Consider the following 24,360-nt stretch of genomic DNA (forward strand, 5'->3'; position numbering starts at 1 on the left):
ACTGAGCCGACATAACAGACCGAGCGAGGAGCGCACGTGGGCCTTGTCGTGCAGAAGTACGGAGGCTCCTCCGTTGCCGATGCCGAGGGCATCAAGCGCGTCGCCAAGCGAATCGTGGAAGCGAAGAAGAACGGCAACCAGGTGGTTGTCGTCGTTTCCGCGATGGGCGACACGACGGACGAGCTGATCGATCTCGCCGAGCAGGTATCCCCGATGCCTGCCGGGCGTGAGTTCGACATGCTGCTGACCGCCGGAGAGCGTATCTCCATGGCACTGCTGGCCATGGCGATCAAAAACCTGGGCCACGAGGCCCAGTCGTTCACCGGCAGCCAGGCAGGCGTCATCACCGACTCGGTCCACAACAAAGCCCGGATCATCGACGTCACGCCGGGGCGGATCCGGACGGCGCTGGACGAGGGCAACATCGCCATCGTGGCGGGGTTCCAGGGCGTCAGCGCGGACAAGAAGGACATCACCACGCTGGGTCGCGGTGGGTCCGACACGACGGCCGTGGCGCTGGCCGCCGCGCTCGACGCCGAGGTCTGCGAGATCTACACCGACGTCGACGGTGTGTTCACCGCCGACCCGCGCGTGGTGAAGAAGGCGCGGAAGATCGACTGGATCTCCTTCGAGGACATGCTGGAGCTCGCCGCCTCCGGTTCCAAGGTGCTGCTCCACCGCTGTGTGGAGTACGCCCGCCGCTACAACATCCCGATCCACGTACGGTCCAGCTTCAGCGGACTGCAGGGCACGTGGGTCAGCAGCAAGCCGATTGGGGACAAGAAGGTGGAGCAGGCCATCATCTCCGGTGTCGCGCACGACACCTCCGAGGCCAAGATCACGGTCGTCGGTGTGCCGGACAAGCCGGGTGAGGCCGCCGCCATCTTCCGGACCATCGCCGACGCCGCGGTCAATATCGACATGGTCGTGCAGAACGTGTCCGCCGCGGCCACCGGCCTCACGGACATCTCCTTCACGCTCCCGAAGACCGAGGGCCGCAAGGCCATCGACGCGCTGGAGCGCAACCGGTCGGGCATCGGCTTCGACTCGCTGCGCTACGACGACCAGATCGGGAAGATCTCGCTGGTCGGCGCGGGGATGAAGACCAACCCGGGCGTCACGGCCTCCTTCTTCGAGGCGCTGTCCGACGCGGGCGTGAACATCGAGCTGATCTCGACCTCCGAGATCCGCATCTCGGTCGTCACGCGCGCCGACGACGTGCCGGAGGCCGTGCGCGCCGTGCACACCGCCTTCGGGCTGGACTCCGACTCCGACGAGGCAGTCGTCTACGGAGGCACCGGCCGATGACCGGGAAGCCGGCGCTCGCGGTCGTGGGTGCGACCGGGGCCGTCGGCACGGTGATGCTCCAGATCCTGTCCCAGCGGGCGGACGTCTGGGGCGAGATCCGCCTGATCGCCTCCGCGCGCTCGGCCGGCCGCAAGCTGACCGTGCGCGGGGAGGAGATCGAGGTCGTCGCCCTGTCGGAGGAGGCCTTCGACGGGATCGACGTCGCGATGTTCGACGTGCCCGACGAGGTGTCCGCGCGCTGGGCGCCGGTCGCCGCGGCCGGGGGCGTCGTCGTGGTGGACAACTCCGGGGCCTTCCGGATGGACCCCGAGGTGCCCCTGGTGGTCCCCGAGGTCAATCCGCACTGCGCCCGCAACCGGCCGCGCGGGATCGTCGCCAACCCCAACTGCACCACCCTGTCGATGATCGTCGCCCTGGGCGCGCTGCACGCCGAGTTCGGGCTGCGCGAGCTGGTGGTGTCGTCGTACCAGGCGGTGAGCGGGGCCGGACGGGCCGGCGTGGAGACGCTGCGGGCCCAGCTGTCCCTGGTCGCCGGTACCGAGCTGGGGACCAAGCCCGGCGACGTACGGCGGGCCGTCGGGGAGCACACCGGGCCGTTCCCGGAGCCGGTCGCGCTCAACGTCGTACCGTGGGCCGGATCGCTGCGGGAGGACGGCTGGTCGTCGGAGGAGATGAAGGTGCGGGACGAGTCCCGCAAGATCCTCGGGCTGCCGAAGCTGCCGGTCGCGGTGACCTGCGTCCGGGTCCCGGTGGTCACCACGCACTCGCTGACCGTGCACGCCCGGTTCCAGGGCGAGGTCACGGTCGACGGGGCCCGGGAGATCCTGGACACGGCCCCGGGTGTCGTCCTCTTCGACAATCCGGCCGCCGGGGAGTTCCCGACCCCCGCCGACGTGGTCGGCACCGATCCGACCTGGGTCGGGCGGGTGCGGCGGGCGCTCGACGACCCGACCGCGCTCGAACTGTTCGTGTGCGGGGACAATCTGCGCAAAGGCGCAGCATTGAACACCGCGCAGATCGCCGAGCTGGTGGCGGCGGAACTGACCGGCCGTTCAGGTATGGCGGAGTTTGCGTGAACAGCCGGTGACCACGGTAAACGTGTGCGGTGGGAGCGGGCCCACAGGTGGGATCTGCGTAAGAAATGTGGCCATGAGCATGGTCCTGACCTCTTGAATCCCGACCCCTCGGCGTTCGAAGATTTTCCTCCCCGTCCTCCGCAACCAAGCGGGCGGCGGGGAGCGTCTTTGCGATCGCCCTCTTACGGGGCGCTTACGTGGCCGGGCCTTCGGGCTGCGGGGACGCATGATCCTGGCGTGGGGACGCCGTGATCGGGGCGTGGGGACGCCCGTTCATATGGGACACAGGGGAAGAGCGGGAAGAGCGGGATGCATGACGGTATGTGAGGCACCGTCGGGCGGGCTGCCGGACGCGGACAGAACGGTGTCCGCCGTACCGGCCGGGCCGCCCGGCGGAGCTGGCCCGAACCCGCCCGGCACAGCTGACGCAAAAGTGATGCCCGGCACGTACAACCCCGACGGGGGTGAACGTGTCCAACTGGCGTGGCAGAGGTACTCGAACTCAGTGCGCCCCGCGGCGCGACGGCCCTACGGCCGCCCCGCGCCGGCCTGCGACCCCGCATGCCCGGCGCGCCCGGCGGCATGCCGGTGATCGCGCCCATGCCCGCAGCGCGGCCCACCCGCATACCCAGCCAGCGTGACGGCGCCGAGGACACGGCGGCGGCCGGTACCACCGTCGACCACCTGACGGAGACCTACCGGGCGCACTACCGCTCCCTCCTCGGCCTCGCCGCCCTCCTCCTCGACGACACGGCCTCCTGCGAGGACGTCGTCCAGGAGGCGTTCATCCGCGTCCACTCCGCCCGCAAACGCGTCCGTGACCCGGAGAAGACCCTGGCCTACCTGCGCCAGACGGTCGTCAACCTCTCCCGCTCCGCGCTGCGCCGCCGCATCCTCGGCCTCAAGCTCCTCTCCAAGCCGATGCCCGACATGGCGAGCGCCGAGGAGGGCGCCTACGACCAGCTGGAGCGACGCGACCTCATCAAGGCGATGAAGGGCCTGCAGCGCCGCCAGCGCGAGGTCCTCGTGCTGCGCTACTTCGCCGACATGACCGAGGCCCAGGTCGCCGAGACGCTCGGCATCTCGCTGGGCTCGGTGAAGGCGTACGGCTCGCGCGGCATCGCGGCACTGCGGGTGGCCATGGAGTCGGCGGTATGACGGACAGCCCCGAGGGAGGCGACTCACATGATCGCCACGAGCCCTACGCTTGGCACGAGCCGATGGGGGACGGCCCGCCACACGGTCCGCACGGTTCGGGGGAGCCGACGCGGGACCACGAGCAAGAGCACACGCAATCGCACGCTGGGAACGGAACTGTGAACCACGGCCCCGACGAAAAGGGCCCCGAGGAGCCCGGACAGGGCTTCGACGGGCTCCGCCCCGGCCCTGACGGGTTCGAGGCGGACGAGCTGGCACTGCGCCGGCTGCTGCACTCCGCGGTCGACGACCTCGCACCGCGGGACGGCTCCCTGGACCATCTGCGCCGCGCGGTGCCCGCCCGCCGTGCCCGCAAGCGCCAGGCCGCCGTCGGCATGGCGGCCGCCGCGCTGTTCATCGGCACCGCGGTCCCCGCCCTCGTGCACGTCTCGAACTCCGGCGGCTCCGACCCCAACACCTCCATGGCCGGCCAGGCCTCCCAGGCCCAGGGCGGCGCCACCGGCGGCAAGAACCCGGACGGCGGCGCCAGCACCGCGGGCGGCTCCAGCGGCCAGGCCCCAGACCAGAGCCCGGGCGGCACCAAGGGCAGCGGCAAGAACGAGAGCACCGGAGCCGGCACCGGCACCAAGGTCGTCCCCTCGGCCAGCGCCGGCACCACGGCCCCGGTCTGCACCTCGGACCAGCTCTCCACCCCGACCTCCACGGTCGGCGCCCCCGACTCGACGGGCGTCGTCTACGGCACCTTCCACGTGGTGAACGTGTCGAAGACGAGCTGTACCGTCGGCGGCCCCGGCAGCGTCAGCCTCCTCGCGCAGGGCGCGGCCGACTCCACCAAGATCAGCGCCGTCCGGCACGCCTCGGGCGACGCGGCGGCCGGGCTCCCCGACCCGACGACCGAACTCACCGGCCTGGTCCTGGCACCCGGCGCGGCCTACGAGGAGAAGTTCGGCTTCGTCCCGTCTTCGACCTGCCCGACCACCGGATCCAGCACCGGCTCCACCGACACCGGCGGCACCACGGCCTCCCCGAGCCCCTCCGAGGACGCGAGCACCAGCACGGGTACGACGAGCTCCGGCACGGACGGCACCACGACCCAGCTGCTTCCCGAGGACGGTACGGCCGACGGCAGCATCGCGGTCTCGTACACCCCGGAGGCCGGGTCCCCGACCGGTTCCGTGACGGTGACGAACGCGTGCGCCGGGGCGGTCTACTGGACCGGGGTACTGGCGCCGTCCGTCTGACGCTCAGCCCCGGACGGTCAGACTCAGCCCCGGACGGTGACGGGCTCTTCCTCCGGCACGATCCCCAGCGCCGCGTCGCGCGCGAACTCCACCTCGCGGCGCAGCAGCCGGAACCACATGAACACCACGAACCCGGCGAACACGAACCACTCGCCGGTGTAGCCGAGGTTCTGGAACGCCTTCAGATCGAGCCCCGAGTTGTCCGGCGCGGTCGCCGGCACGGCCGTCATCCCCGAGTCGGCCTTGTCGAGGGTGATCCAGGCGTCGTACACCTTGTACGGCACCAGGTTCACCAGCGAGCCCGCGCTGATCGCCGCCGTCTGCCCCGACGGCAGCCCGCCCGCGGCGCTGACGCCGTTGTCCCCCGGCGTCTCGGAGGCCTGCAGCGCACCGGTGACGGTGACCTCGCCGGCGGGCGCGGCGGGCGCCTTCGCCGCGTCGGCCCTGCCGGGCAGCCAGCCGCGCACGACGGGCAGGGCCCGGCCGGAGTCGGTGCGCAGCAGGGTTAGTACGTAGAAGCCGTTCCTGCCGTCGAGCTGACGGTCCGGCACCAGCAGCTGCGTGCCGTACCGCCCGCTGACGGTGGCCCGCTTGCCCGAGGTCGACTGGTCGACGGGGAGCAGGTCGGCGAGCGGCCGGGCCGCTTCCTTCTTGGCCGTCCGCACCTGTTCGTCGGCGGTGTGGTGGGCCTGCACCCGCGCCTCGAAGCGGCTCAGCTGCCAGGACCCCATGAAGATGCAGAACGGGATGGCGAGCAGCACGAAGACGTTGATGCCCCACCAGCGGGGTGTCAGCAGGAAGCGGTACACGCTTCCACGGTACGGGGCGTCTTGTACAGGTCTGACTCGGGGCCTCGCAAAGTTGTCCACAGGCTGTCCGGCTGCTCTCGGGCAGATCGTCGTCGACCACACCTGACACCACTCCACCTCCCGTCGCGAACCGAGGCGGGAGGGTTCGGCCCGGGCGTGCCGTGGAAGGGGGAGGCCGTAGGGTGCGTGACTCACGTGGCGTGTGCCGCGAAGGGGGAGGCATGGCGTACTTGGTCGAGTTGCCCGTGTCCGGCACCGGCGCGGCGGCAGGATCCGCGCAGGCGGAGGGATCGGACACGATCAAGGTCGAGGTCGAGGAGACGGGCGACGGACTCGTCGATGTCGCCCGGCCCGGCCAGGTCGTGGCGCGTGCGTCCCGGTCCTTGAACGAGATGCTGGCCGGGATCCGGCCGGTCGCGCAGAATTTCGTCGCCAGCTTCCGCGACATGGCCGATGGCCCGGACGAGATAGGTGTCGAGTTCGGGCTCTCGCTGTCCGCGGAAGCCGACGTGGTGATCTCGCGTACGACCGGCCAGGCCAATTTCAAGGTCACCCTCGCCTGGCACAGACCCGCCTCGTCCGACGGGGCAGCCGCAGTCACCGCTTCGCAGGCCGGCGACGACAGCGCTGTCCCCTCGTCAGCTGATGGCGGCGGGCGTCGCCACGCGGCAGGACTCCGCGTCCCCGTCGGACCTCGGCATCTGGGATCTCGCCGCGCCCGGCGGTCCCGCACGCGTCGCCACGATCGGGCTGTCCGCCAAGGTGCAGGGGGTCCGGTTCCTCAGCCGGACCGCCCTGTTGACCATCGCGCACGACGGAAGCGTGCGGCTGTGGAACCTGCACGATGTGCGCCACCCGACGAAGGCCGCGGCCCTGACCACCTCAGGCCTCCTTTCCACGACCATCTGGGGAATGGGGGCCACTGTTGGTACGGGCGTCGACGCGGACCCCGACCACGGACTGGTCGCGGTCCAGGGCACCGACGGCAGGCTGCACCTGTGGCATGTCACTCCTGCGCTCAAGACAGCCGAGGTCGGCTCGATCCCCGTCCCCGACCCCACGACCGCCTGGACCGGCATCCTCGGCGACGGCCGTACCGCCTGGATCGCCACAGCGACCGGTATCGACTGGTGGGACATCAGCGATCCGGCGCATCCGGTCCGCGGCGACACCACACGACTCGCCGGAGCCAATTCGAACGCCTTCGTCGACGCCGGCAGCGTCGTGGCCGACTCGACCAACCCGCAGGCGCAGTACAGCGCCGGTAACGCTCTTCATCTGTTCGAAGTCTCCGCCGGCAAGGTGCGTTCCTCGTCCTCGCGACAGCGGTCCGTCGGCCAGGCGCTGAACATGAGTGAGGACGGCCGCCTGCTGGCCGCCACCGATCCCGGGAACAACACGGTGACCCTGTGGGACCTCCGCGAGCCCGCGCACCCACGCGAGGGTGCCACCGTCCGAACGCTTCAGAACACCGCCGGCGTCGAACTCGACCGGCACGACCACCTCATGGCCGACTGGTCCGTGGAGGGGGGCACCGGCACGGTCCAGTTGTGGGACATCAGCGACCTCGCCGTGCCCGTACTCAAGGCGACCCTCCAGATCCCGGGGCTCGTCGACTGGATGACGTTCTCCCCGCACGGCTCCAGGCTCACCGTGGCCACCTCCGAGGGATTCCTTTTCTACGACACCGCCCCGTCCAAGGTCGCCGAGGCCCTCTGCTCACACACCGGCAGGTCCATCACCCGTGCGCAGTGGAGCAAGTACGCACCGAACACGCCTTATCGCACTCCGTGCCCGTAACCCGCCCGGCAGGTCGCGCCGCACCGGCAACGGTCCGCACCGGGGGGCTGTCCCCCCTTCGGTCTTGGGGGTGCGCCGGATCGTGTCCCGTCGAGGGCGTAACTAGCGTTCGGCCATGACTTCGACTCTGCGAAAGCACCTTGCCGTGGCACTCGGCGTCGCTACGTTGCTCGCCGCGGAGGCGGCCACCGCCGTCGCCCGGCCCGGCGGTTCCTCTCCCCTGGAGCAGTTACGCCGGGACACCGAGGCGATCCACGCCCTCGGAGTCAGCGGTGTGCAGGCCCGCGTGATCGCGCCCGACGGAAGGCAGTCGGTCGCCACCAGCGGCACCGCCGACCTGAACACCGGCCGTCCCGTCCCTTCCGACGGCTACTTCCGTATGGCCAGCACGGCCAAGACTCTGGTCGCCACCGTGGTCCTCCAACTGGCGGCCGAGGACAGGCTGTCCCTGGACGACACAGTCGACCACTGGCTGCCGGGAGTGGTGTACGGCAACGGCAACGACGGCAGCCGGATCACCGTCCGCCAACTGCTCCAGCACACCAGCGGCATCCACGACGACCTGCCCGGATACACCACGCCGGAGGAGTACTACCAGCAGCGCTACGACGTCCACACCCCCGAGCAGCTGATCGGCCGCGCCATGGCCCACGCACCCGACTTCCCGCCCGGCGAGGGCTGGGGGTACTCCAACACCGGCTACATCCTGCTCGACATGATCATCCAGAAGGCCACCGGTCGACCCGCCCACCAGGAGATCGAAGACCGCGTACTCCGCCCCCTCGGCCTCGACCGGACCCTGTGGGGCGGCACGTCGGCCACCCTGCCCCGGCCTCATGCCCAGGCATACCAGCTCTTCGGACCCGAATCCGTGGTCGATGTCACCGAGCAGATACCGGTGGAGCCCGAGAGCCTGTCGTTCGTCACGACCACGCGGGACCAGAACCGCTTCCTCCGCGCGCTGCTCGCGGGCCGTCTGCTGCCGGCGCGGCAGTTGGCCGAGATGAAGCGGACCGTCCCCGTGGGCGGCGAGGTCCAGCAGTTCTGGCCCGGCGGCCGATACGGGCTCGGCCTGGTCGAACGTCCCCTGAGCTGCGGGGGAACCTACTGGAGCCACGAGGGCGGGGACGGCGGCTACATCACCCTCAACGGCGTCACCGACGACGGCAGGCGAAGCGCCGTGGTCTCCATGTCCGAGGCACGCGGCGACACTCCGGAGCACATCCTGGAGCAGGAGAACGCGGGCAGCGCCCTGATCGACCACGCACTGTGCGCCGAGGGCCCCAGCACCCCATGAGCGGGGACGTCGTCGCGGTGGCGGGTGAGCTCGGCGCCCGCCGCCTCGCCGGAGACGCTTCGGCCCGTGGCCCGTGGCGCGTGGCCTCGCAAAGTTATCCACAGGCTGCGGACACTCCTCAGCGCATTGTGGGCGGGGGCAGGCACTATGGGGCCATGACTGCGGCCATGAGTGAGAGCGACATGCCGGACTGGGAGAAGCGCTTCCGCGCCCCTCGGGTCTCCCTGCCGGACTGGGCGGAGGACGCCCCCGACCGTTCCCTGTTCGTGTCGAACGCGACGGGGACGTACGAGTTGTACGCCTGGGACCGCGCGAGCGGGGAGCAGCGCCAGGCGACGAACCGGCCGAACGGCACGACGGACGGGCTGCTCTCCCCGGACGGCGCGTGGATCTGGTGGTTCGACGACAAGGACGGCGACGAGTTCGGCGTCTGGCGCCGCCAGCCCTTCGGCGGCGGCCCGGACGAGAAGGCCACGCCGGGCCTGGAGCCGTCGTACCCCTCGGGCCTGGCGCTGGGCCGGGACGGCCGTACGGCGGTCGTGGGGCGCTCCACGGACGACGAGGGTACGACGATCTACCTGGTCAGAACGGGTGAGGAGCCCCTGGAGATCTACCGCCATCCGGAGTCTGCGGGCGTCGGCGACCTGTCCCACGACGGCTCGCTGATCGCGATCGAGCACACCGAGCACGGCGACGCGATGCACTCGGCGCTACGCGTGGTCCGTCCGGACGGCACGACGCTCGCGGAGCTGGACGACACGAAGGGCGGCACCGAGGAGCTGGGCCTGGAGGTGCTGGGCTTCGCCCCGGTCGACGGCGACCCGCGGCTGCTCATCGGCCATCAGCGGCGGGGCCGCTGGGAGCCGCTGGTCTGGGACGTCACCTCGGGCGGGCAGACGGATCTGACCCTCGACCTGCCGGGCGACGTGAGCGCGGAGTGGTACCCGGACGGCGGCGCACTGCTGATCGCGCACAGCTTCGAGGCGCGCAGCGAGCTGTTCCGCTACGACCTGGCCACGCACGAGCTGGAGCGGATTCCCACCCCGCCGGGCTCGGTCTCCGGGGCCTCGGCCCGCCCGGACGGAACCGTCGAGTACCTCTGGTCCTCCGCGGCCGAGCCGCCGGTGGTCCGCTCGACGACGGGCGAGGTGGTCCTGGACCCGCCGGGCATGAAGTGCCCCCCGTCGGTCCCGGTCTCGGACGCGTGGGTGGACGGCCCGGGCGGCCGTATCCACGCCCTGATCCAGAAGCCGGCCGGCTCCACCGGCCCCCTCCCCACGGTCTTCGACCTGCACGGCGGCCCGACCTGGCACGACAGCGACAGCTTCGCGGCGGGCCCGGCGGCCTGGGTCGACCACGGCTACGCGGTCGTCCGCATCAACTACCGGGGCTCCACGGGCTACGGCCGGGCCTGGACGGACGCGCTGAAGCACCGGGTGGGCCTGATCGAGCTGGAGGACGTGGCGGCGGTACGGGACTGGGCGATCGAGTCCGGCCTCGCCGACCCCGACCGCCTGATCCTGACGGGCGGTTCCTGGGGCGGCTACCTCACGCTCCTCGGCCTGGGCACGCAGCCCGCGTCCTGGGCGGTGGGCATCGCGGTCGTCCCGGTCGCCGACTACGTCACGGCGTACCACGACGAGATGGAGTCCCTGAAGGCGATGGACCGCACGCTGCTGGGCGGCACGCCGGAAGAGGTCCCCGACCGGTTCGCGGCCTCCTCCCCCCTGACCTACGTCGACGACGTGAAGGCCCCCGTCTACATCTCGGCCGGCGTCAACGACCCCCGCTGCCCGATCCGCCAGATCGACAACTACGTCAACCGCCTGGCAGCCCGCTCGGCCCAGCACGAGGTCTACCGCTACGAAGCGGGCCACGGCTCACTGGTGGTGGACGAACGGATCAAGCAACTGAGACTGGAGATGGAGTTCGCGGAGCGCCACTTGAAGGAGACGGCGGTGGAGGCGCCCCTTTAGGGGCGCGGGGCTGTATTGAACATGCGGCTACCGCCGCGTGGGCGCGACCAGCCACAACGCATCCGCACGGAATCCACGACCGCAACCCACCCACCCCCACCCCTCAACTGAGCGAGTCAGGTGGGTGGGTGGGCGGCACCCGGCGTCCGGACAACTCCGCCAGCCCCCAGCGAGTCGCGGCGACCACCACCCGGTCCCCACTCCCCAGCACATAGTCCCCGGCAACCCCCGCCCGCCCCTCCAGCGCGAGCACCCGCCACGCCCCCGCCCGGAACGCCCCCTCCACACTCCGCCCCTCCAACTGCGGATGCCCGCCCACCTCCACCACCGCCACCAGCAGCACCTTCCGCTCCACGGGAATCGCCCCGAGGATCTGCCGCCCCAGCATCGCCCCCGCGAAGGACGGCGCCGCCAGATACGACACACTCCGGCTCCGGGTGATCGCCCGCGGATGCGCGGCCCGCAGCGTCCGGTACACGGCCGTCGCGAAGTCGTCGTCGTACAGCCGCAGCACCGCCTTCAGATCGGGCCGCACGGACCGCGCGTACAGCACGGCCTCCAGATTCGTCGTGTCGCCGCTGGTCACCGCGAGCAGCGCCTGCGCCCGATGGATCTTGGCGGCCTCCAGGACACCCTCCTGGGTGACGTCCCCGAGCACCACCGGCACCCGCAGCCGCCGCGCCACCGCCAGCCCGCGCGCCTCGGGGTCGGACTCGACGCACACGACGGGAACGTTCAGTTCGCGCAGCCGCGTCAGCACGCGCGTACCGATCTTCCCCAGCCCGAGCAGCACGACATGCCCGCTCAGCCCGCGCGGCGGCTTCCGCAGCGCGGACCCCGTCCGGAAGGTCCCCAGCGCCTCCAGCACCGCCGCCAGCAGCACCGGCAGCAACAGCAACCCCATCAACGCCGACAGCAACTGAAGGATCTGCCGCCCCAGCGAAGCCCCCGTCGCGGGATTGTCGATGGCGAACAGGTCGAGGAGCGTGTAGTAGAAGGCCCGTACCGGATGAATGCCCGTCACCACCGACAACGCGACCGCGAGCGCGATCACACACCCCACGACCCCGGCCAGCGACCACCGCAGCCGCCGCGAGAACAGCGAGGCGAGCGCCGACACGACCCCGCCCCCCACCCCGACCGCCAGACCCGCCGGCGAATCCGCCCCGGCGGAGGACGACACCTGCTCCAGCACCAGCACGCCCCGCTCGCCCGCGGCCCGTACCTCCGCGTCGTCGGGCAGCAGCCGCGGCCCCTGCTCCCCGCCGCCCTCCACCAGGTCGGGACCGCCGGTGCTCGGGGAGAGCAGCGCGAGCGTGCACAGCCCCTGACCGGCGTCCTGCCGGGGCACGGCGCCCGGCGGGCGTTCCACGGCCCGCAGCACCAGCCCGTCCGACTGGATGACCTTGCCGGTCCCGGCGAGCGCGGTGGCGGCGAGCGCGGGCGCGGCGGTGTCGGCGTCGGACAGCACGATGGTGGAGGCGTCACTCGCCGCGCCGTCCGCGTCCCCGACCGCCAACGCGGCGGCCTGGTCGAGGAGTTCCTCGATGTGCTGGCCCAACCGCCGGTTGTACAGCCGCAGTACGAGGCGCAGCCGCGGGTTCAGCCGGCGAGCGGTGAGGGCGGCGCGGATGTTGGTCTCGTCGTCGTCGTACACGAGGGCGAGCGCGGCGGCCCGTTCCACGCCCGCGTCGGCGAGCACCGCCTCGGTGGCCTCCTCGGCCTCCAGCACCCGCTCCCCGCGGGGGCCTTCACCGGCGACCGCGGCACCGCCGTTGGCGCCGCTCCCGTTGGCCCGCCCCACGGCGGCGCTGACCACCCGGTCGAGCAGCGCGGCGGACGCGGCCCTGGCCCGTCCGACGACCGGCGGCCGGGCGATCCGCACGTTCGGCGGCACGACAAGGGTGACCTGCTCGCCGTACACACCACGCAACTCGGCGGCCAGCCGGTGCGCGAGCCCGTCGTCCCCGCACACCACCATGTGTGCCGGGCCACCACCACCCTGATACGGAACACTCCCCACGAGGGGAAAGAGTGCCTCAACAGGACGCATGGTTCCAGCAACGAAGTGAACAGCCACCCCTGACCGCCCGTAGGGAACGGTGAGGGAGCATAATCCCGGATCTGACCGAAGTGCCGGAGGTATCCGACCCGTGGCCATCACCGAGAAAGCCGCCCCGCCCGGGCCGGCCCCGCACGAGGAGCGCCCGGGCCCTGGCGACCACCCCGACCGCCTCGACAGCCCAGGCCGTCCCGACCGTTCCGATCAGGAGGGCTGGCATCTCAACTCGCCCCTGGCGCTGACCCTGTTGCTCGTCCTGGTCGTGGTCTTCCAGGGGCCGGTGCGCGGTGCGCTGTCGACGCCGGTGATGCAGAGCTGGATGACGGTGTTCGTGGCGGTGGTCGTCCAGGCGCTCCCCTTCCTCGTCCTCGGTGTGCTCCTGTCCGCGGCGATCGCGGTCTTCGTCCCCCCGGCCTTCTTCGCCCGCGCCCTGCCCAACCGCCCGGCTCTGGCCGTGCCGGTCGCGGGGCTGGCCGGCGTGGTGCTGCCGGGCTGTGAGTGCGCGTCGGTCCCGGTGGCCGGCGCCCTGGTCCGCCGGGGTGTCACCCCCGCCGCGGCCATCGCCTTCCTGCTTTCCGCCCCCGCGATCAACCCGATCGTGCTGACGGCGACGGCGGTGGCGTTCCCGCGCAACCCCGAGATGGTGCTGGCGCGGTTCGCCGGCAGCCTGCTGGTGGCGTGCGTGATGGGCTGGCTGTGGCAGCGCCTCGGCCGCACCGACTGGCTGCGCCTGCCGGAGCACGCGCACCACGAGGGCGAGACCAAGGCGGAGGCGTTCTGGTCCTCGGTCCGCCACGACACCATGCACGCGGGCGGCTTCCTGGTCCTGGGCGCGATGGCGGCGGCGACCCTGAAGGCGGTGGCCCCGGCGGAGTGGCTGCGCACGGCGGCCGCCAACCCGGTGGTCGCGATCCTGGCCCTGTCGATCCTGGCCGTACTGCTGTCCATCTGCTCGGAGGCGGACTCCTTCGTGGCGGCGTCGCTGACCCAGTTCTCCCTCACCGCGAAGCTCGCGTTCCTGATCGTGGGCCCGATGATCGACCTCAAGCTGTTCGCGATGCAGGCGGGCACCTTCGGCCGAGGCTTCGCGCTGCGCTTCGCACCGGCCACGTTCGTGGCGGCGATCGCGGGCGCGCTGGTGACCGGGGCGGTGCTGCTGTGAACCGGCAGGCCCAGGCGGCGGTGATGTTCCTGGTGGGGGCGGCCCTGCTGCACGCGGGCACGACCAACCTCTATCTGCGCTATGTCAAGGCGGGACTGCAGCCGTTGGTGCTCGGCGGGGGAGCGGTCCTGATCGTCACGGCACTGGCGACGGCGTGGTACGAGTGGAAGCGCGCCCGCACCAGAAGGCAGGCGGCGGCGGACACCCACACTGGCACCCACGCCGACACCGACACCCACACGGACACCCACGTCCACCCCGAACCCCGCATCTCCTGGCTCCTGGTCCTCCCCCTCCTCGCCCTGATCCTCGTCGCCCCGCCCGCGCTCGGTTCCTACAGCGCGGTGCGCGCGGGCACGGCCCTGCAACAGCCGTACGGTTACCTGAAGTTGCCGAACGCCGACCCGATCCCGCTCAACCTGGTCGACTACGCGGGCCGCGCGGTGTACGACCACGGCCGGTCGTTCCACGGCCGCAGCGTCCGTATCGCCGGGTTCGTGGCGCTGGACTCCAAGGGCACCCCGTATCTCGTCCGCATGGCCCTCAACTGCTGCGCGGCGGACGCCCAGCCGGTGAAGGTGGCCCTCACCGGCAAGATCCCCCCGGTCCTCCAACCGGACGCCTGGCTCCAGGTGACGGGCACGTACACCGCCCGCACGACCCACGACCCGGTGAACAACGGCCCGATCCCGTACCTCAAGGTCACCGAGGCCAAACCGATCCCGGTACCGTCCGACCCGTACGACGAGAGCTGGAACAACTGAGCGAGTGTCACGGACTGTGGTCGCGTCCGTCCCGCGGGGCGAAGGCGGCGAGGGCGTCGGCGTCGGTCGCTCGGGCGTACAGGAAGTAGTCGGCCCACTCGGCGATGCCGGGGTAGGACGAGTCCTGGCTGAGCCGGGTGACCGCGCCGCGGATGTCGTAGTCCGTGGTGCGGAGTTCGACTCCCGGCCCCAGGAGGGCCCAGTGCGCTCCGGTTCGTCCGTAGGGCATGCCGACGCTGCCGGGGTTGATCACGAGTCGGCCGTGGGCGAGGCGGACGAACGGCATGTGGGTGTGGCCGCAGACCACGGTACGGATGCCGGTGTCGAGTCCGTCGAAGACTTCCTCCCAGCGGTCGAGGCGGGAGTCGACCAGGACGACTTCCTCGTCGTCGCGAGGGGTGGCATGGCAGAACAGCACCTTCCCCAGGCCGTTCACGGACAGGGCGACCGATCGCGGCAGTGAGCCGAGCAGGTCGAGATGGTCCTCGCGGAGCTGCGCGGCTGCCCAGGGGGCGATCGGATCGGGGATCGTGTCGCGTTGCCCCCGACGGTATTCGAGGAGTTCGCGGTCGGCGTTGCCGCTGATCCAGATGACGCGGTCGCCGAGGCCGGTCAGCAGGTCGAGAACCTCGGTCGGTTGTGGGCCGGCGGTGATGTCGCCGGTGAGCACGATGCGGTCGGCGCCGCCGACCTGCGGTTCGGCGAGCACCGCCTCCAGGGCCGGCAGGACTCCGTGAACGTCGGACAGAACGGCCACTCGGTTCAGCATGGTCACCACTGTGGGTGAAGACAGCAGGTACGGTCGAGGCCCTCACGGCCAAGTGCACTCGATACGGTCGTGCCGCACGGCGTATGCGGCCGGGCCGCCCTTCTCGACGGCCCGGTGGATCGCGCCGCCACGCGCGACGAGCCGTTCGACCATCTCGCTGCTGCGCAGTTGCTGGTTGTCGAGGTAGAACAACACCGCCTCACGCTCCAGCACAGGCCGGATCTCCAGGTCCCGGGTTTTGATCCGCCCGTCCTTCGAGAGGGGAACCCAGGACTGGTCGAGACCGTAGGCGATCCACTCCTCGTCGGGGACGTTCTGCCCGTCGTCAGGGAAGACGTCTCCGATCCTGTGAACCGTCCACCCGCGGCCTCTCAGCCCCTCGGCGACACGACGACCGAGATTCCGGTCGAGGAAGAACTCAGGCGGCAAGGTGCACCACTGCCCGGCAGAGCGCATCAACCTGCTCAGGCGTCATGTCGTAGTCGTACGCGATGTCCTCGACGGTCTCTCCGGCCTCCCACAGATCGGTGATGGCCTTGACCGTGACGCGATTGGCGGCCACCACGGGCAGACCGTGGCCGAACCGCGGATCGATCACGACAGGGACGGACTCCGGGTACTGCCTCAACCGCAGGCTGGAGGGGAAGTCCTCGCCGGGCTCCCAGGTGAGGTAGCGGAGGTCGTCGGAGACCACCTCCTTGATGGGGACCTGTCCGTCCCGGGCTCTGCGGAGATCCCCCCACGCATGCTCGACGAAAATGTCCACACCGTCCGTGGCGATCCGCTTGGACACAAGACCGTACGGGGTGTGGAACGCATCCCGTACGGCAGTTGCCGCCTCCCTGATCTCGCTCATGCGGAGGCCCAGGGAACGCAGGGAGCGAAGGACGTGTGCCTCGGCCACCGCGATGAACGGCACCGAAGGCTGCCCTTTCCGCACCGGTTCCACTTGATGGACCAGTGGTGCTCCGGCGGCCTGACCTTTCAGCCACGTGGTGAGGGTCGACTGTGGAATTTCCAGGTAGGAGGCCGTTTCCGTGGGCGTCAGGAGTCCGTCCCTGAACCTGTCGACCATGCCCCACCTCCTCTTGATGCCGGTTTTCGCATCGTCGCACATCAAGCGTCCCATCCAGGGGCGGACCGCATGCCCGGCCACCGGCTCAGCCCGCCGCACGGAGGCTGTTCCCGGATCGGCAGTCCCGGCAACGTCCGGGCTCCGGTGCGCGGAACGCTCGCTCGCAGCCGTCGCAGGTCTGGAAGGGCAGGGCGGTCGGGCGGTCCGTGACGCGCGCCGACGGGAGCGGGGGCGGGGCGGGAAGAGGCGTTTCGCGCAGGCGGAAGGCGAGGATGGCTGCCGGGCGGGAGCGGAGCCGGTCGGGCAGTCTCGCGGTGAGGAACTCGGTGATCCGGGGCGCTTCGACGCCCGCCGCGAGCCAGTCCGAGACGGCCGGTGCGAGTCGTGCGGCCTCCTGCCAGGAGAGGATCAGGCGTGGATCGATCCGGCGCAGTGCGGTGAGTACGGCGATGGCCCGCGGGTCGGCATCGGCGAGCGAGGCCGGTGCCTCCGGCTCCGGCTCCGGCTGTGCGGGTGCGGGCGCCGCTTCGGCGGTGGCCGCCGGGGCGGGCGCGACCTCCTCGGCCGCGGGCCGCTTCCGGGGGCGCGGCGGGTTCGGTGGCTCGGGTGGACCGTCCGGGGCCGGACCGGGATCGCCGCGGGGTACGTCGTAGAAGTACGTCCGGGTGCGGATCTGCCCCGAGGGCAGGCGCTCGCGGCGGCGTTCCAGGTGGCCTGCGTCCTCAAGTTCCCTGAGCGCCCGCGAGATCAGGATCTCGCCCTCGGTGAAGTGCTCGCACAGGGCGGCGATGCTCACGAGGGAGCGGTCGGGGAGGGAGGCGATGTACAGCGCGACGCCGACCGTGATCGCGCTGCCGCGGCGCTGGGCGAGGGCGTTGGAGATCACCGTGAAGTCGGCCGTCAGCCGGGTGCGTACGTGGATCACGCCGGAGTTCGGAGCTCCGGCGTCGGCGCGCGAGGGCGCGTTAGACTGCGAGTCAGCCATCGGGAAGTGGGTCTTCCTGAGCGGTGAGGCCCTCGTTCGGGATGCCAGTCCCGGCCGGGGGCCGTATCTGTTTGCGGTTGTCGCGGTGAACGTAACGGCCCGGATCCCGCGCCTGCAAGCCGGTCACTCGGACGGGTGACGCGAGGCTGCGCGGCGGGGAGGGTGGGTGGGCGGGTAGTTCTCTTCCCCGGTTCTTTGGTGAGGTCAGCGGCCCGCCGGGCCCTCGCGGACAAGGATCCGGCGGGCCGGGAAGCCGGGCCGTGACCGGTGCCCGGCGGGCTCAGACGCGGTGGCCCTGGCGGGCGTGCGGGGCCGGCGGGTGCGTGGTCAGAACCAGTGCAGGCAGTGCGGGGTGCGGTCGGGGCGGAAGAGGGTGTCGGCGAGGGTGGGGGCGTCCGGGTGGTGGGATCTGATGTGGCCGGCACGTACGAGGGTGCTCGGGGCGGTGCCGCCGAGGTAGATCGAGCCCAGGTCGCTCACGTTCAGGGAGAGGTCGGGTTCCCGGTCCGTCGGGACGCAGTCGGCCTTGCCGTCCCAAACGGTCAGCAGGTAGCGGCCGTGCTCGCCGAGGAACGGGTCCTCGACGTCGAGCACGAGCTCGCCGTCCGTGAACCAGCCGCGCGCGGTCAGCGCGCGCGGGATGTCCAGCAGCCGTACCCAGAGCCAGTCCATGTCGCCGCCCACCTCGCCGGCGCGGTAGTCCGCGAGCTGCCAGCGCAGCGGGTGGTCGGGTGAGACGTGCTTGAACACGACCTGGGTGACCAGGTCGTGGTCGAGCGCGAACCGGGCCAGGGCCGTGTAGCCGGCGTCGTCGGTGGCGATGGTCTCGTCGACCGTCAGGGTCCCGGAGTCCAGCGAGTAGCTGGCGTACCCGTCCGGGACGCCGTCGGCGCCCCGGTGGACGGCGATGTAGCGCGGCGCCGGGGAGATCGGGGGCTGTCCCGCGCGCAGGGCCCACCAGCGGTGCGGCCGGGACAGCGCGCCGGGCTGTGCGCGGCGGTAGCGGTCGTAGACCTCTTCCAGGATCTCGGCGCACTCGGCGCGCCGCAGTACCTCGACTGTGCCGGTCGCCGACGCGTCGGCGCCGGCCGTGCCGTGTGCCCGTGGGAGGGCGGGGGCGGCCCGGTGGCGGGGCACCGTCAGCTGTCGTGTGTAGGTCGCCGGTCCGTAGCCGAACCTGCGGTAGATCAGGGCTTCGGAGGCCAGCAGTACGGAGAGGAACTCCCCTCGGGCCCGCAGCCCGGTGAGCTGATGCCGCATCATCGCGCGGGCCACGCCCTGGCGTCGGTGCGAGGGCAGGACGCCGACGGCGGTCACCCCGGGGACCGGGACGGGGATCCCACCGGGCAGGGTGAGCTCGAAGGAGTACGCACCGGCGGTGCCGACGGGCCGCCCGTCCGCCGTCACGGCGAGCAGACTGCGGTCCATTTCGAACGCGGACCACCAGACCCCGCCGCCGTCCTCGGCCGGGGTCTCCGGGAAGAGTCCGAACGCGGCATGGAGCGTGTCGACGAAGACCTGACGGTCCTGGTCGGTCGTGGAACGTATCTCCATCGCTGGCGCTGCCTCCCTGCGGTCCCGCCACCACGGTGCGTGGTGCTCCGGCACAGTGCAGCGCCGACCCGTGGCCGGGGTCAATCGAATTACGGCCGGTCCGGTTCCGGCACCGAACCCGGGCCCGGGAACGGCTACTACGACCCAGTCCCGGGGGGAGTTGCGGTGCAGCCCGGTCCCGGGGAGAGCTGCGGTGGTCGGGCTCGGCGGCGGCGGTCCCGCGACCCGGCCGCCTGTGCAGGAGGCTCGGCCCTCGCGACGCGTCGCCCCCCGGCTACGCCCTGCCGACCGCGTCCTGGTCGTCCGTCGCCTTCACTGTCGTCTCCGGGGCCGGAGCCGGGAGCGGGATCGTGCCACCGTCGGCCAGGAGGGGCTTCGTGTTCCGTGAGCGGCGCGTGAGGCGGCGGGCCACCGGCTCCGTGTAGCGGGCCGTGAGGGGGCCGATGATGACGAGGATCAGGACGTAGGCCGTGGCCAGGGGGCCCAGGGAGGGCTCGATTCCGGCGGTGACGGCGAGGCCCGCGATGACGATGGAGAACTCGCCGCGTGCGACCAGCGTGCCGCCCGCCCGCCAGCGGCCCTTCGCCGAGATTCCGGCGCGTTTCGCGGCCCAGTACCCGGTGGCGATCTTCGTCAGCGCGGTGACGAACGCCAGCGCGAGCGCGGGCACCAGCACCGGCGGGATGCTCGCCGGGTCGGTGTGCAGGCCGAAGAAGACGAAGAAGACGGCGGCGAACAGGTCTCGGAGGGGGGAGAGGAGGTGGTGGGCGCCTTCCGCCACCTCTCCGGAGAGCGCGATGCCTACCAGGAACGCGCCCACCGCGGCGGAGACCTGGAGCTTCTGCGCGATGCCCGCGACGAGGAGGGTCAGGCCCAGGACCACCAGCAGCAGCTTCTCGGAGTCGTCGCTGGAGACGAAGCGGGAGATGTGCCTGCCGTAGCGGACGGCGATCAGGAGGACCAGCCCGGCGACCCCGAGCGCGATGGCGAGGGTCAGGCTGCCCGCGGCCAGGCCGACGCCGGCCAGCAGCGCGGTGATGATCGGCAGGTAGACCGCCATGGAGAGGTCTTCCAGGACCAGGATGCTCAGGATCACCGGGGTCTCCCGGTTGCCGAGCCGGCCCAGGTCGCCGAGGACCTTGGCGATCACCCCGGACGAGGAGATCCAGGTGACCCCGGCCAGCACCACGGCCGCCACCGGTCCCCAGCCCAGGAGGAGGGCCATCGCGGCGCCGGGCAGTGCGTTGAGCGCGGCGTCGACCAGGCCCGCCCGGTACTGCGTCTTGAGGTTGGAGACGAGATCGCTGGCGGTGTACTCCAGGCCGAGCATCAGGAGCAGCAGTACGACACCGATCTCGGCGCCGATCGCCACGAACTCCTCGCTCGTGCCGAGGGGATAGAGCCCGCCCTTGCCGAACGCGAGCCCGGCCAGCAGGTAGAGGGGTATCGGCGAGAACTGGAAGCGCCCGGCGAGCCGGCCGAGCAGGCCCAGGCCGAGGATGATCGCTCCGAACTCGATGAGGAACACGGAGGAGTCGTGCACGCGCTCACTCCCGCCCGAGTATCGCGGCGGCCGCGTCGACGCCCTCACGGGTACCGATCACGATGAGCGTGTCCCCGCCGGCGAGCCGGAAGTCGGGCGTGGGGGAGGGAACCGCCTCGGCGCGGCGCAGTACGGCCACGATGGAGACGCCGGTCTCGGTGCGCATCCGCGTGTCGCCGAGGAGCCGGCCGTTCCAGTACGACGTGGCGGTGAGCTCGATCCGCTCGGCCACCAGCCCCAGGTCGGTGGTGGACAGCAGGTTGGGGCTGTGGTGCGTCGGCATCAGTGCGTCGATGAGCGCCGCTGTCTCCCCCGAGGACAGCCGCACCGACAGGGCGCAGGCGTCGGGGTCTTCCTGGTGATAGGCGCTCAGGATCCGGGAGCCGTCGCGGTGCGCGACCACGGACACCCTGCGCTGCTCCCGTGTGGTGAGGTCGTAGCGGACCCCGATTCCCGGCAACGGCGTCCTGCTCAGGCGTGGAGCCCCCAAGGCTGTCTCCCCTGTCTCGATCCGCTCGGCCTTTGCTATTTCTTTAGAGACACTTTAACGGTTGCTCGGACGGAGGCGGGAGCGGGGAGCGGTGCTGCGGCGACCGGCGTGACTCACCTCACGAAGGCTGGGGCTCGGGCTGGGGCTCCGGCTGTGCGGCGCGGCGGTCGCGCAGTGTCGTGAACGTGCCGAGCAGCGCCATGCCCAGGCAGGCGAGCACGATGACCGTGGACGACGCCTTCAGCATCGACAGGCCCGACCCGGTGAGCAGGACGACCAGGGCCCAGCGCACCGCCGGTCCGGCGACCCGGCTGGAGATGAGCGAGCCGAGCAGGACACCGGGGACGGCGCCGATCAGGAGCGTCGCGGCGAGTCCCAGGTCGGCGTCGCCGACGAGCAGGTGGCCGAGGGCCGCGGCGGCCACCATGGGGATGGCCTGCACCAGGTCCGTGCCGACGAGATGGTTGGCCTTGAGGCGCGGGTGGGCCAGCATCAGCATCACGATGATCAGGGAGCCCGAGCCGACCGAGGTCATCCCCACGATCACCCCGCCCACCAGTCCGATGAGCAGCGTCGCCACGGGCCGTACGGGGACGTGCGCGTCCTCGGTGTCCGTGCCGGCGCGGCGGCGGTCGAGCCAGATCCGGGCGAGCATGCCGGCGACGGCGAGCATCAGCGCCGTACCGACGACGTACTTGACGCGTTGCTGGAGTTCGTCGCCGTCGCCGAGGGCGCGCAGCAGGAAGACGCCGCCGAAGGCGGCCGGGACGGCGGTGGGCAGCAGCCAGCGCACGATGTCCCAGCGCACCGTGCCCGCGCGCTGGTGGACCAGCGCGCCGAACGGCTTCATGAACACGGACGCGGCCAGGTCGCTGCCGATGGCCGACGTGGGGTTCACCCCGAACACCATGACCATGATCGGGGTCATGAGGGCTCCGCCGCCCATGCCGGTGAGTCCCACGGCGAAGCCGACCAGGGCTCCCGCGATGATGATCGGGCCGGTGGAATCCATGGCGGGCACTTTAACCACTATTCCTATGGGAAATGTATGGAACGGTGCGGCTCGCGTCCGGGACGAGGGCGGGACGGCCGGTACCGCGGCCGGAATCAGGGCCGGTATCAGGGGCTGAAACCCGGCTGAAGCCGTTCTGAACCGCCTCGGCCGCACGCTCTGCGGCATGACGACGACAGAACACGAACCCGCACCCGCACCCGCACTCGAACCCGCCATCGCAGCCACCGGGTTGCGCAAGTCCTACGGCGACAAGACCGTTCTCGACGGCATCGACATCCAGGTGCCGGCCGGCACGGTCTTCTCGCTCCTCGGCCCGAACGGCGCCGGCAAGACCACCGCCGTCAACATCCTCTCCACCCTGATCTCCGCCGACGGCGGGCAGGCCCGGATCGCCGGGCACGACCTCACCGCCGAGGCCCAGGCGGTACGGGCCGCGATCGGGGTCACCGGGCAGTTCTCCGCCGTCGACGGCCTGATCACCGGCGAGGAGAACATGCTCCTGATGGCCGACCTGCACCACCTCCCCCGCGCGGAGGGACGACGGGTGGTCTCCGAACTGCTGGCGCGGTTCGACCTCACCGAGGCCGCGAAGAAGCCCGCGTCCACCTACTCCGGCGGCATGAAGCGCCGCCTCGACATCGCGATGACCCTGGTCGGAAGCCCGCGGATCATCTTCCTCGACGAACCCACCACCGGCCTGGACCCGCGCTCCCGGCACACCATGTGGCAGATCATCCGGGAGCTGGTCTCCGGCGGCACCACCGTCTTCCTCACCACCCAGTACCTGGACGAGGCCGACGAACTCGCCGACCGGATCGCGGTGCTGAACGGCGGGAAGATCGTCGCCGAGGGCACCGCCGAGGAGCTCAAGCGGCTCGTCCCCGGCGGACACGTCCGGCTGCGGTTCTCCGACCCGGAGTCGTACGAACGGGCCGCGACCGCGCTGCGCGAGGCCTCCCGGAACGACGACGCGCTCACCCTGCAGATCCCCAGCGACGGCAGCCAGCGCGAGCTGCGCGCCATCCTCGACTGGCTCGACGCCGCCGACATCGAGGCGGACGAGCTGTCCGTGCACACCCCGGACCTGGACGACGTGTTCTTCGCCCTGACCGGCACGTCCGACACCGACTCTGCCGTCCCCGCCACCACCGCCACCACCGAGAAGGAGACCGTCCGATGAGCGCCCCCGCCCACGCCTTCCGCGACAACCTGACGATGCTGCGGCGCAGCCTCCTGCACGCCCGCCGCTACCCCTCCCTCACCCTCAACCTGCTGCTCACCCCGGTGATGCTGCTCCTGCTCTTCGTCTACGTCTTCGGCAACGTGATGAGCGCGGGCATGGCCGGCGGCCACGCGGACCGCTCCGCGTACATCGACTACATCGTCCCCGGCATCCTGCTGATGACCGTGGGCATGACCGCGCTCGGCACCGCGGTGTCCGTGGCCACCGACATGACCGAGGGCATCATCGCCCGGTTCCGCACCATGGCGATCTCCCGCGCCTCCGTGCTGACCGGCCATGTGATCGGCACCGTGATCCAGACGATGCTGGCCCTGGCGCTGATCCTGGGCATCGGGGTGGCCATGGGCTTCCGGCCCGACGCCACACCGCTGGAGTGGCTGGCGGCGGCCGGTCTGATGGCCCTGGTCAGCCTCGCCCTGACCTGGATCGCGGTCGGCATCGGCCTGGTCAGCCCGAACGCGGAGGGGGCCAGCAACCTCGGTATGCCGCTGACCATGCTGCCGCTGCTGTCCAGCGCGTTCGTGCCGGTGGACGCCATGCCGGGCGGGTTCCGCTGGTTCGCCGAGTACCAGCCCTTCTCGCCGGCCATCGAGACCCTGCGCGGGCTGCTGCTGGGCAGCGAGATCGGCACGAAGAACGCGGTACTGGCGGTCGGCTGGTGCCTGGGACTGACCGTGCTGGGCTACTTCTGGTCCAAGGCACAGTTCAACCGTGAACCGCGACAGTGAGTCCGCGCAGGCGGCGAGCCGCGGCGGTGAGCCCGCGCCGGCTGCGGGCTACGGCGGTGAGTCCGCGTAAACCGCGGGCTACGGCCGTGGGTTCGCTTCAACCGCGAGCCGCGGCAGTGAGTTCGCGCCGGCTGCGGGCTACGGCGGTGAGCCCGCGTCGGCTGTGGGCTACGGCCGTGGGTTCGCGTCAACCGCGGGCTACGGCCGTGGGTTCGCTTCAACCGCGAGCCGCGGCAGTGAGTTCGCGCCGGCTGCGGGCTACGGCGGTGAGCCCGCGTCGGCTGTGGGCTACGGCCGTGCGTACG

21 protein-coding genes and 1 pseudogene are annotated in these 24,360 nt (G+C 71.4%); 12 read left to right on the top strand and 10 right to left on the bottom strand.

All coding sequences use genetic code 11. The features are described from left to right. Positions 1 to 36: 36 nt before the first annotated feature. The 4 genes from AB0D85_RS30205 (at position 37) to AB0D85_RS30220 (ending at position 4,783) form a co-directional block, all read left to right on the top strand. Positions 37 to 1,308, top strand: coding sequence for an aspartate kinase (locus AB0D85_RS30205; RefSeq protein ID WP_362326993.1), 1,272 nt, complete (start codon positions 37 to 39; stop codon positions 1,306 to 1,308). Then, entirely contained in the window at positions 1,305 to 2,384 is a 1,080-nt protein-coding gene (locus tag AB0D85_RS30210) for an aspartate-semialdehyde dehydrogenase (RefSeq protein WP_362326996.1), read from the top strand. Before AB0D85_RS30205 ends, AB0D85_RS30210 begins: the two co-directional genes overlap by 4 nt. Before the next feature lie 483 nt (positions 2,385 to 2,867). Continuing rightward, the gene (locus AB0D85_RS30215; RefSeq protein ID WP_362327000.1) at positions 2,868 to 3,542 is read left to right on the top strand and encodes a SigE family RNA polymerase sigma factor; all 675 of its coding nucleotides are present in this window, start codon (positions 2,868 to 2,870) and stop codon (positions 3,540 to 3,542) included. A gap of 158 nt (positions 3,543 to 3,700) precedes the next feature. After that, complete coding sequence (locus AB0D85_RS30220; RefSeq protein WP_362327003.1) at positions 3,701 to 4,783, top strand: hypothetical protein; 1,083 nt, start codon at positions 3,701 to 3,703, stop codon at positions 4,781 to 4,783. A 23-nt stretch (positions 4,784 to 4,806) separates the two neighbouring features. Here the strand turns inward: AB0D85_RS30220 and AB0D85_RS30225 are convergent, their stop codons facing one another. Further along, entirely contained in the window at positions 4,807 to 5,592 is a 786-nt protein-coding gene (locus AB0D85_RS30225; RefSeq protein ID WP_362327006.1) for an SURF1 family protein, read from the bottom strand. 221 nt (positions 5,593 to 5,813) lie between these two features. On the opposite strand from AB0D85_RS30225, the pseudogene AB0D85_RS30230 reads away from it, so the two are divergent. The 4 genes and pseudogenes from AB0D85_RS30230 to AB0D85_RS30245 all read left to right on the top strand — a co-directional run. After that, positions 5,814 to 6,095, top strand: a pseudogene (locus AB0D85_RS30230) (CU044_2847 family protein); the annotation flags it as partial. Positions 6,096 to 6,237: 142 nt separating this feature from the next. After that, entirely contained in the window at positions 6,238 to 7,392 is a 1,155-nt protein-coding gene (locus AB0D85_RS30235) for a WD40 repeat domain-containing protein (RefSeq protein WP_362327351.1), read from the top strand. Between the two features lie 115 nt (positions 7,393 to 7,507). Further along, entirely contained in the window at positions 7,508 to 8,689 is a 1,182-nt protein-coding gene (locus tag AB0D85_RS30240) for a serine hydrolase domain-containing protein (protein ID WP_362327009.1), read from the top strand. Between the two features lie 167 nt (positions 8,690 to 8,856). Then, positions 8,857 to 10,665, top strand: a complete 1,809-nt coding sequence (locus AB0D85_RS30245; protein WP_362327012.1) for a prolyl oligopeptidase family serine peptidase — start codon at positions 8,857 to 8,859, stop codon at positions 10,663 to 10,665. Positions 10,666 to 10,768: 103 nt separating this feature from the next. On the opposite strand, the gene AB0D85_RS30250 is transcribed toward AB0D85_RS30245, so the two are convergent. Beyond that, a complete protein-coding gene (locus AB0D85_RS30250) occupies positions 10,769 to 12,646 on the bottom strand; it encodes an NAD-binding protein (protein ID WP_362327015.1) in 1,878 nt (625 codons plus the stop codon). 172 nt (positions 12,647 to 12,818) lie between these two features. On the opposite strand from AB0D85_RS30250, the gene AB0D85_RS30255 reads away from it, so the two are divergent. Together AB0D85_RS30255 and AB0D85_RS30260 are read left to right on the top strand one after the other, a co-directional pair. Next, the gene (locus AB0D85_RS30255; protein ID WP_362327018.1) at positions 12,819 to 13,889 is read left to right on the top strand and encodes a permease; all 1,071 of its coding nucleotides are present in this window, start codon (positions 12,819 to 12,821) and stop codon (positions 13,887 to 13,889) included. Then, entirely contained in the window at positions 13,886 to 14,653 is a 768-nt protein-coding gene (locus AB0D85_RS30260) for a TIGR03943 family protein (protein ID WP_362327021.1), read from the top strand. The genes AB0D85_RS30255 and AB0D85_RS30260 overlap by 4 nt, the downstream gene beginning before the upstream one ends. Positions 14,654 to 14,660: 7 nt before the next feature. Here the strand turns inward: AB0D85_RS30260 and AB0D85_RS30265 are convergent, their stop codons facing one another. From AB0D85_RS30265 to AB0D85_RS30300, 8 genes are all read right to left on the bottom strand, one after another. Continuing rightward, complete coding sequence (locus AB0D85_RS30265; RefSeq protein ID WP_362327024.1) at positions 14,661 to 15,422, bottom strand: metallophosphoesterase family protein; 762 nt, start codon at positions 15,420 to 15,422, stop codon at positions 14,661 to 14,663. Between the two features lie 42 nt (positions 15,423 to 15,464). Then, positions 15,465 to 15,851, bottom strand: coding sequence for a toxin-antitoxin system, toxin component, PIN family protein (locus AB0D85_RS30270; protein WP_362327027.1), 387 nt, complete (start codon positions 15,849 to 15,851; stop codon positions 15,465 to 15,467). After that, positions 15,841 to 16,497 (bottom strand): DUF433 domain-containing protein, encoded by a 657-nt coding sequence (locus AB0D85_RS30275; RefSeq protein ID WP_362327031.1) that lies wholly within the window; start codon positions 16,495 to 16,497, stop codon positions 15,841 to 15,843. The genes AB0D85_RS30270 and AB0D85_RS30275 overlap by 11 nt, the downstream gene beginning before the upstream one ends. 85 nt (positions 16,498 to 16,582) lie before the next feature. Then, entirely contained in the window at positions 16,583 to 17,482 is a 900-nt protein-coding gene (locus AB0D85_RS30280; RefSeq protein ID WP_362327034.1) for a hypothetical protein, read from the bottom strand. 327 nt (positions 17,483 to 17,809) lie between these two features. Continuing rightward, positions 17,810 to 19,036 carry a GNAT family N-acetyltransferase gene (locus AB0D85_RS30285; protein ID WP_362327037.1) on the bottom strand — a complete coding sequence of 409 codons (1,227 nt, stop codon included), beginning with the start codon at positions 19,034 to 19,036 and terminating at the stop codon, positions 17,810 to 17,812. A 274-nt stretch (positions 19,037 to 19,310) separates the two neighbouring features. Continuing rightward, complete coding sequence (locus AB0D85_RS30290; protein WP_362327040.1) at positions 19,311 to 20,579, bottom strand: cation:proton antiporter; 1,269 nt, start codon at positions 20,577 to 20,579, stop codon at positions 19,311 to 19,313. Positions 20,580 to 20,583: 4 nt separating this feature from the next. Further along, positions 20,584 to 21,069, bottom strand: a complete 486-nt coding sequence (locus AB0D85_RS30295; protein ID WP_362327043.1) for a TrkA C-terminal domain-containing protein — start codon at positions 21,067 to 21,069, stop codon at positions 20,584 to 20,586. A 118-nt stretch (positions 21,070 to 21,187) separates the two neighbouring features. Next, complete coding sequence (locus AB0D85_RS30300; protein ID WP_362327046.1) at positions 21,188 to 22,081, bottom strand: sulfite exporter TauE/SafE family protein; 894 nt, start codon at positions 22,079 to 22,081, stop codon at positions 21,188 to 21,190. 166 nt (positions 22,082 to 22,247) lie between these two features. Here AB0D85_RS30300 and AB0D85_RS30305 point away from each other — a divergent pair, with 166 nt between their 5' ends. Both AB0D85_RS30305 and AB0D85_RS30310 read left to right on the top strand, forming a co-directional pair. Beyond that, positions 22,248 to 23,264, top strand: coding sequence for an ATP-binding cassette domain-containing protein (locus AB0D85_RS30305; protein WP_362327049.1), 1,017 nt, complete (start codon positions 22,248 to 22,250; stop codon positions 23,262 to 23,264). Continuing rightward, positions 23,261 to 24,055: an ABC transporter permease gene (locus AB0D85_RS30310; protein ID WP_362327052.1), complete on the top strand. Its 795-nt coding sequence runs from the start codon at positions 23,261 to 23,263 to the stop codon at positions 24,053 to 24,055. The genes AB0D85_RS30305 and AB0D85_RS30310 overlap by 4 nt, the downstream gene beginning before the upstream one ends. Positions 24,056 to 24,360: the final 305 nt, after the last annotated feature.

The sequence above is a fragment of the Streptomyces sp. NPDC048277 genome, from assembly GCF_040652235.1.
Lineage (GTDB): Bacteria > Actinomycetota > Actinomycetes > Streptomycetales > Streptomycetaceae > Streptomyces.

Excerpts from the sequence above, each read along its gene's own strand:
- AB0D85_RS30210 (WP_362326996.1), top strand. The coding sequence starts at position 1,305 with ATGACCGGGAAGCCGGCGCTCGCGGTCGTGGGTGCGACCGGGGCCGTC.
- AB0D85_RS30235 (WP_362327351.1), top strand. The coding sequence starts at position 6,238 with ATGGCGGCGGGCGTCGCCACGCGGCAGGACTCCGCGTCCCCGTCGGAC.
- AB0D85_RS30240 (WP_362327009.1), top strand. The coding sequence starts at position 7,508 with ATGACTTCGACTCTGCGAAAGCACCTTGCCGTGGCACTCGGCGTCGCT.
- AB0D85_RS30245 (WP_362327012.1), top strand. The coding sequence starts at position 8,857 with ATGAGTGAGAGCGACATGCCGGACTGGGAGAAGCGCTTCCGCGCCCCT.
- AB0D85_RS30250 (WP_362327015.1), bottom strand. The coding sequence starts at position 12,646 with ATGGTGGTGTGCGGGGACGACGGGCTCGCGCACCGGCTGGCCGCCGAG.
- AB0D85_RS30265 (WP_362327024.1), bottom strand. The coding sequence starts at position 15,422 with ATGCTGAACCGAGTGGCCGTTCTGTCCGACGTTCACGGAGTCCTGCCG.
- AB0D85_RS30275 (WP_362327031.1), bottom strand. The coding sequence starts at position 16,497 with ATGGTCGACAGGTTCAGGGACGGACTCCTGACGCCCACGGAAACGGCC.
- AB0D85_RS30280 (WP_362327034.1), bottom strand. The coding sequence starts at position 17,482 with ATGGCTGACTCGCAGTCTAACGCGCCCTCGCGCGCCGACGCCGGAGCT.
- AB0D85_RS30285 (WP_362327037.1), bottom strand. The coding sequence starts at position 19,036 with ATGGAGATACGTTCCACGACCGACCAGGACCGTCAGGTCTTCGTCGAC.
- AB0D85_RS30300 (WP_362327046.1), bottom strand. The coding sequence starts at position 22,081 with ATGGATTCCACCGGCCCGATCATCATCGCGGGAGCCCTGGTCGGCTTC.
- AB0D85_RS30305 (WP_362327049.1), top strand. The coding sequence starts at position 22,248 with ATGACGACGACAGAACACGAACCCGCACCCGCACCCGCACTCGAACCC.
- AB0D85_RS30310 (WP_362327052.1), top strand. The coding sequence starts at position 23,261 with ATGAGCGCCCCCGCCCACGCCTTCCGCGACAACCTGACGATGCTGCGG.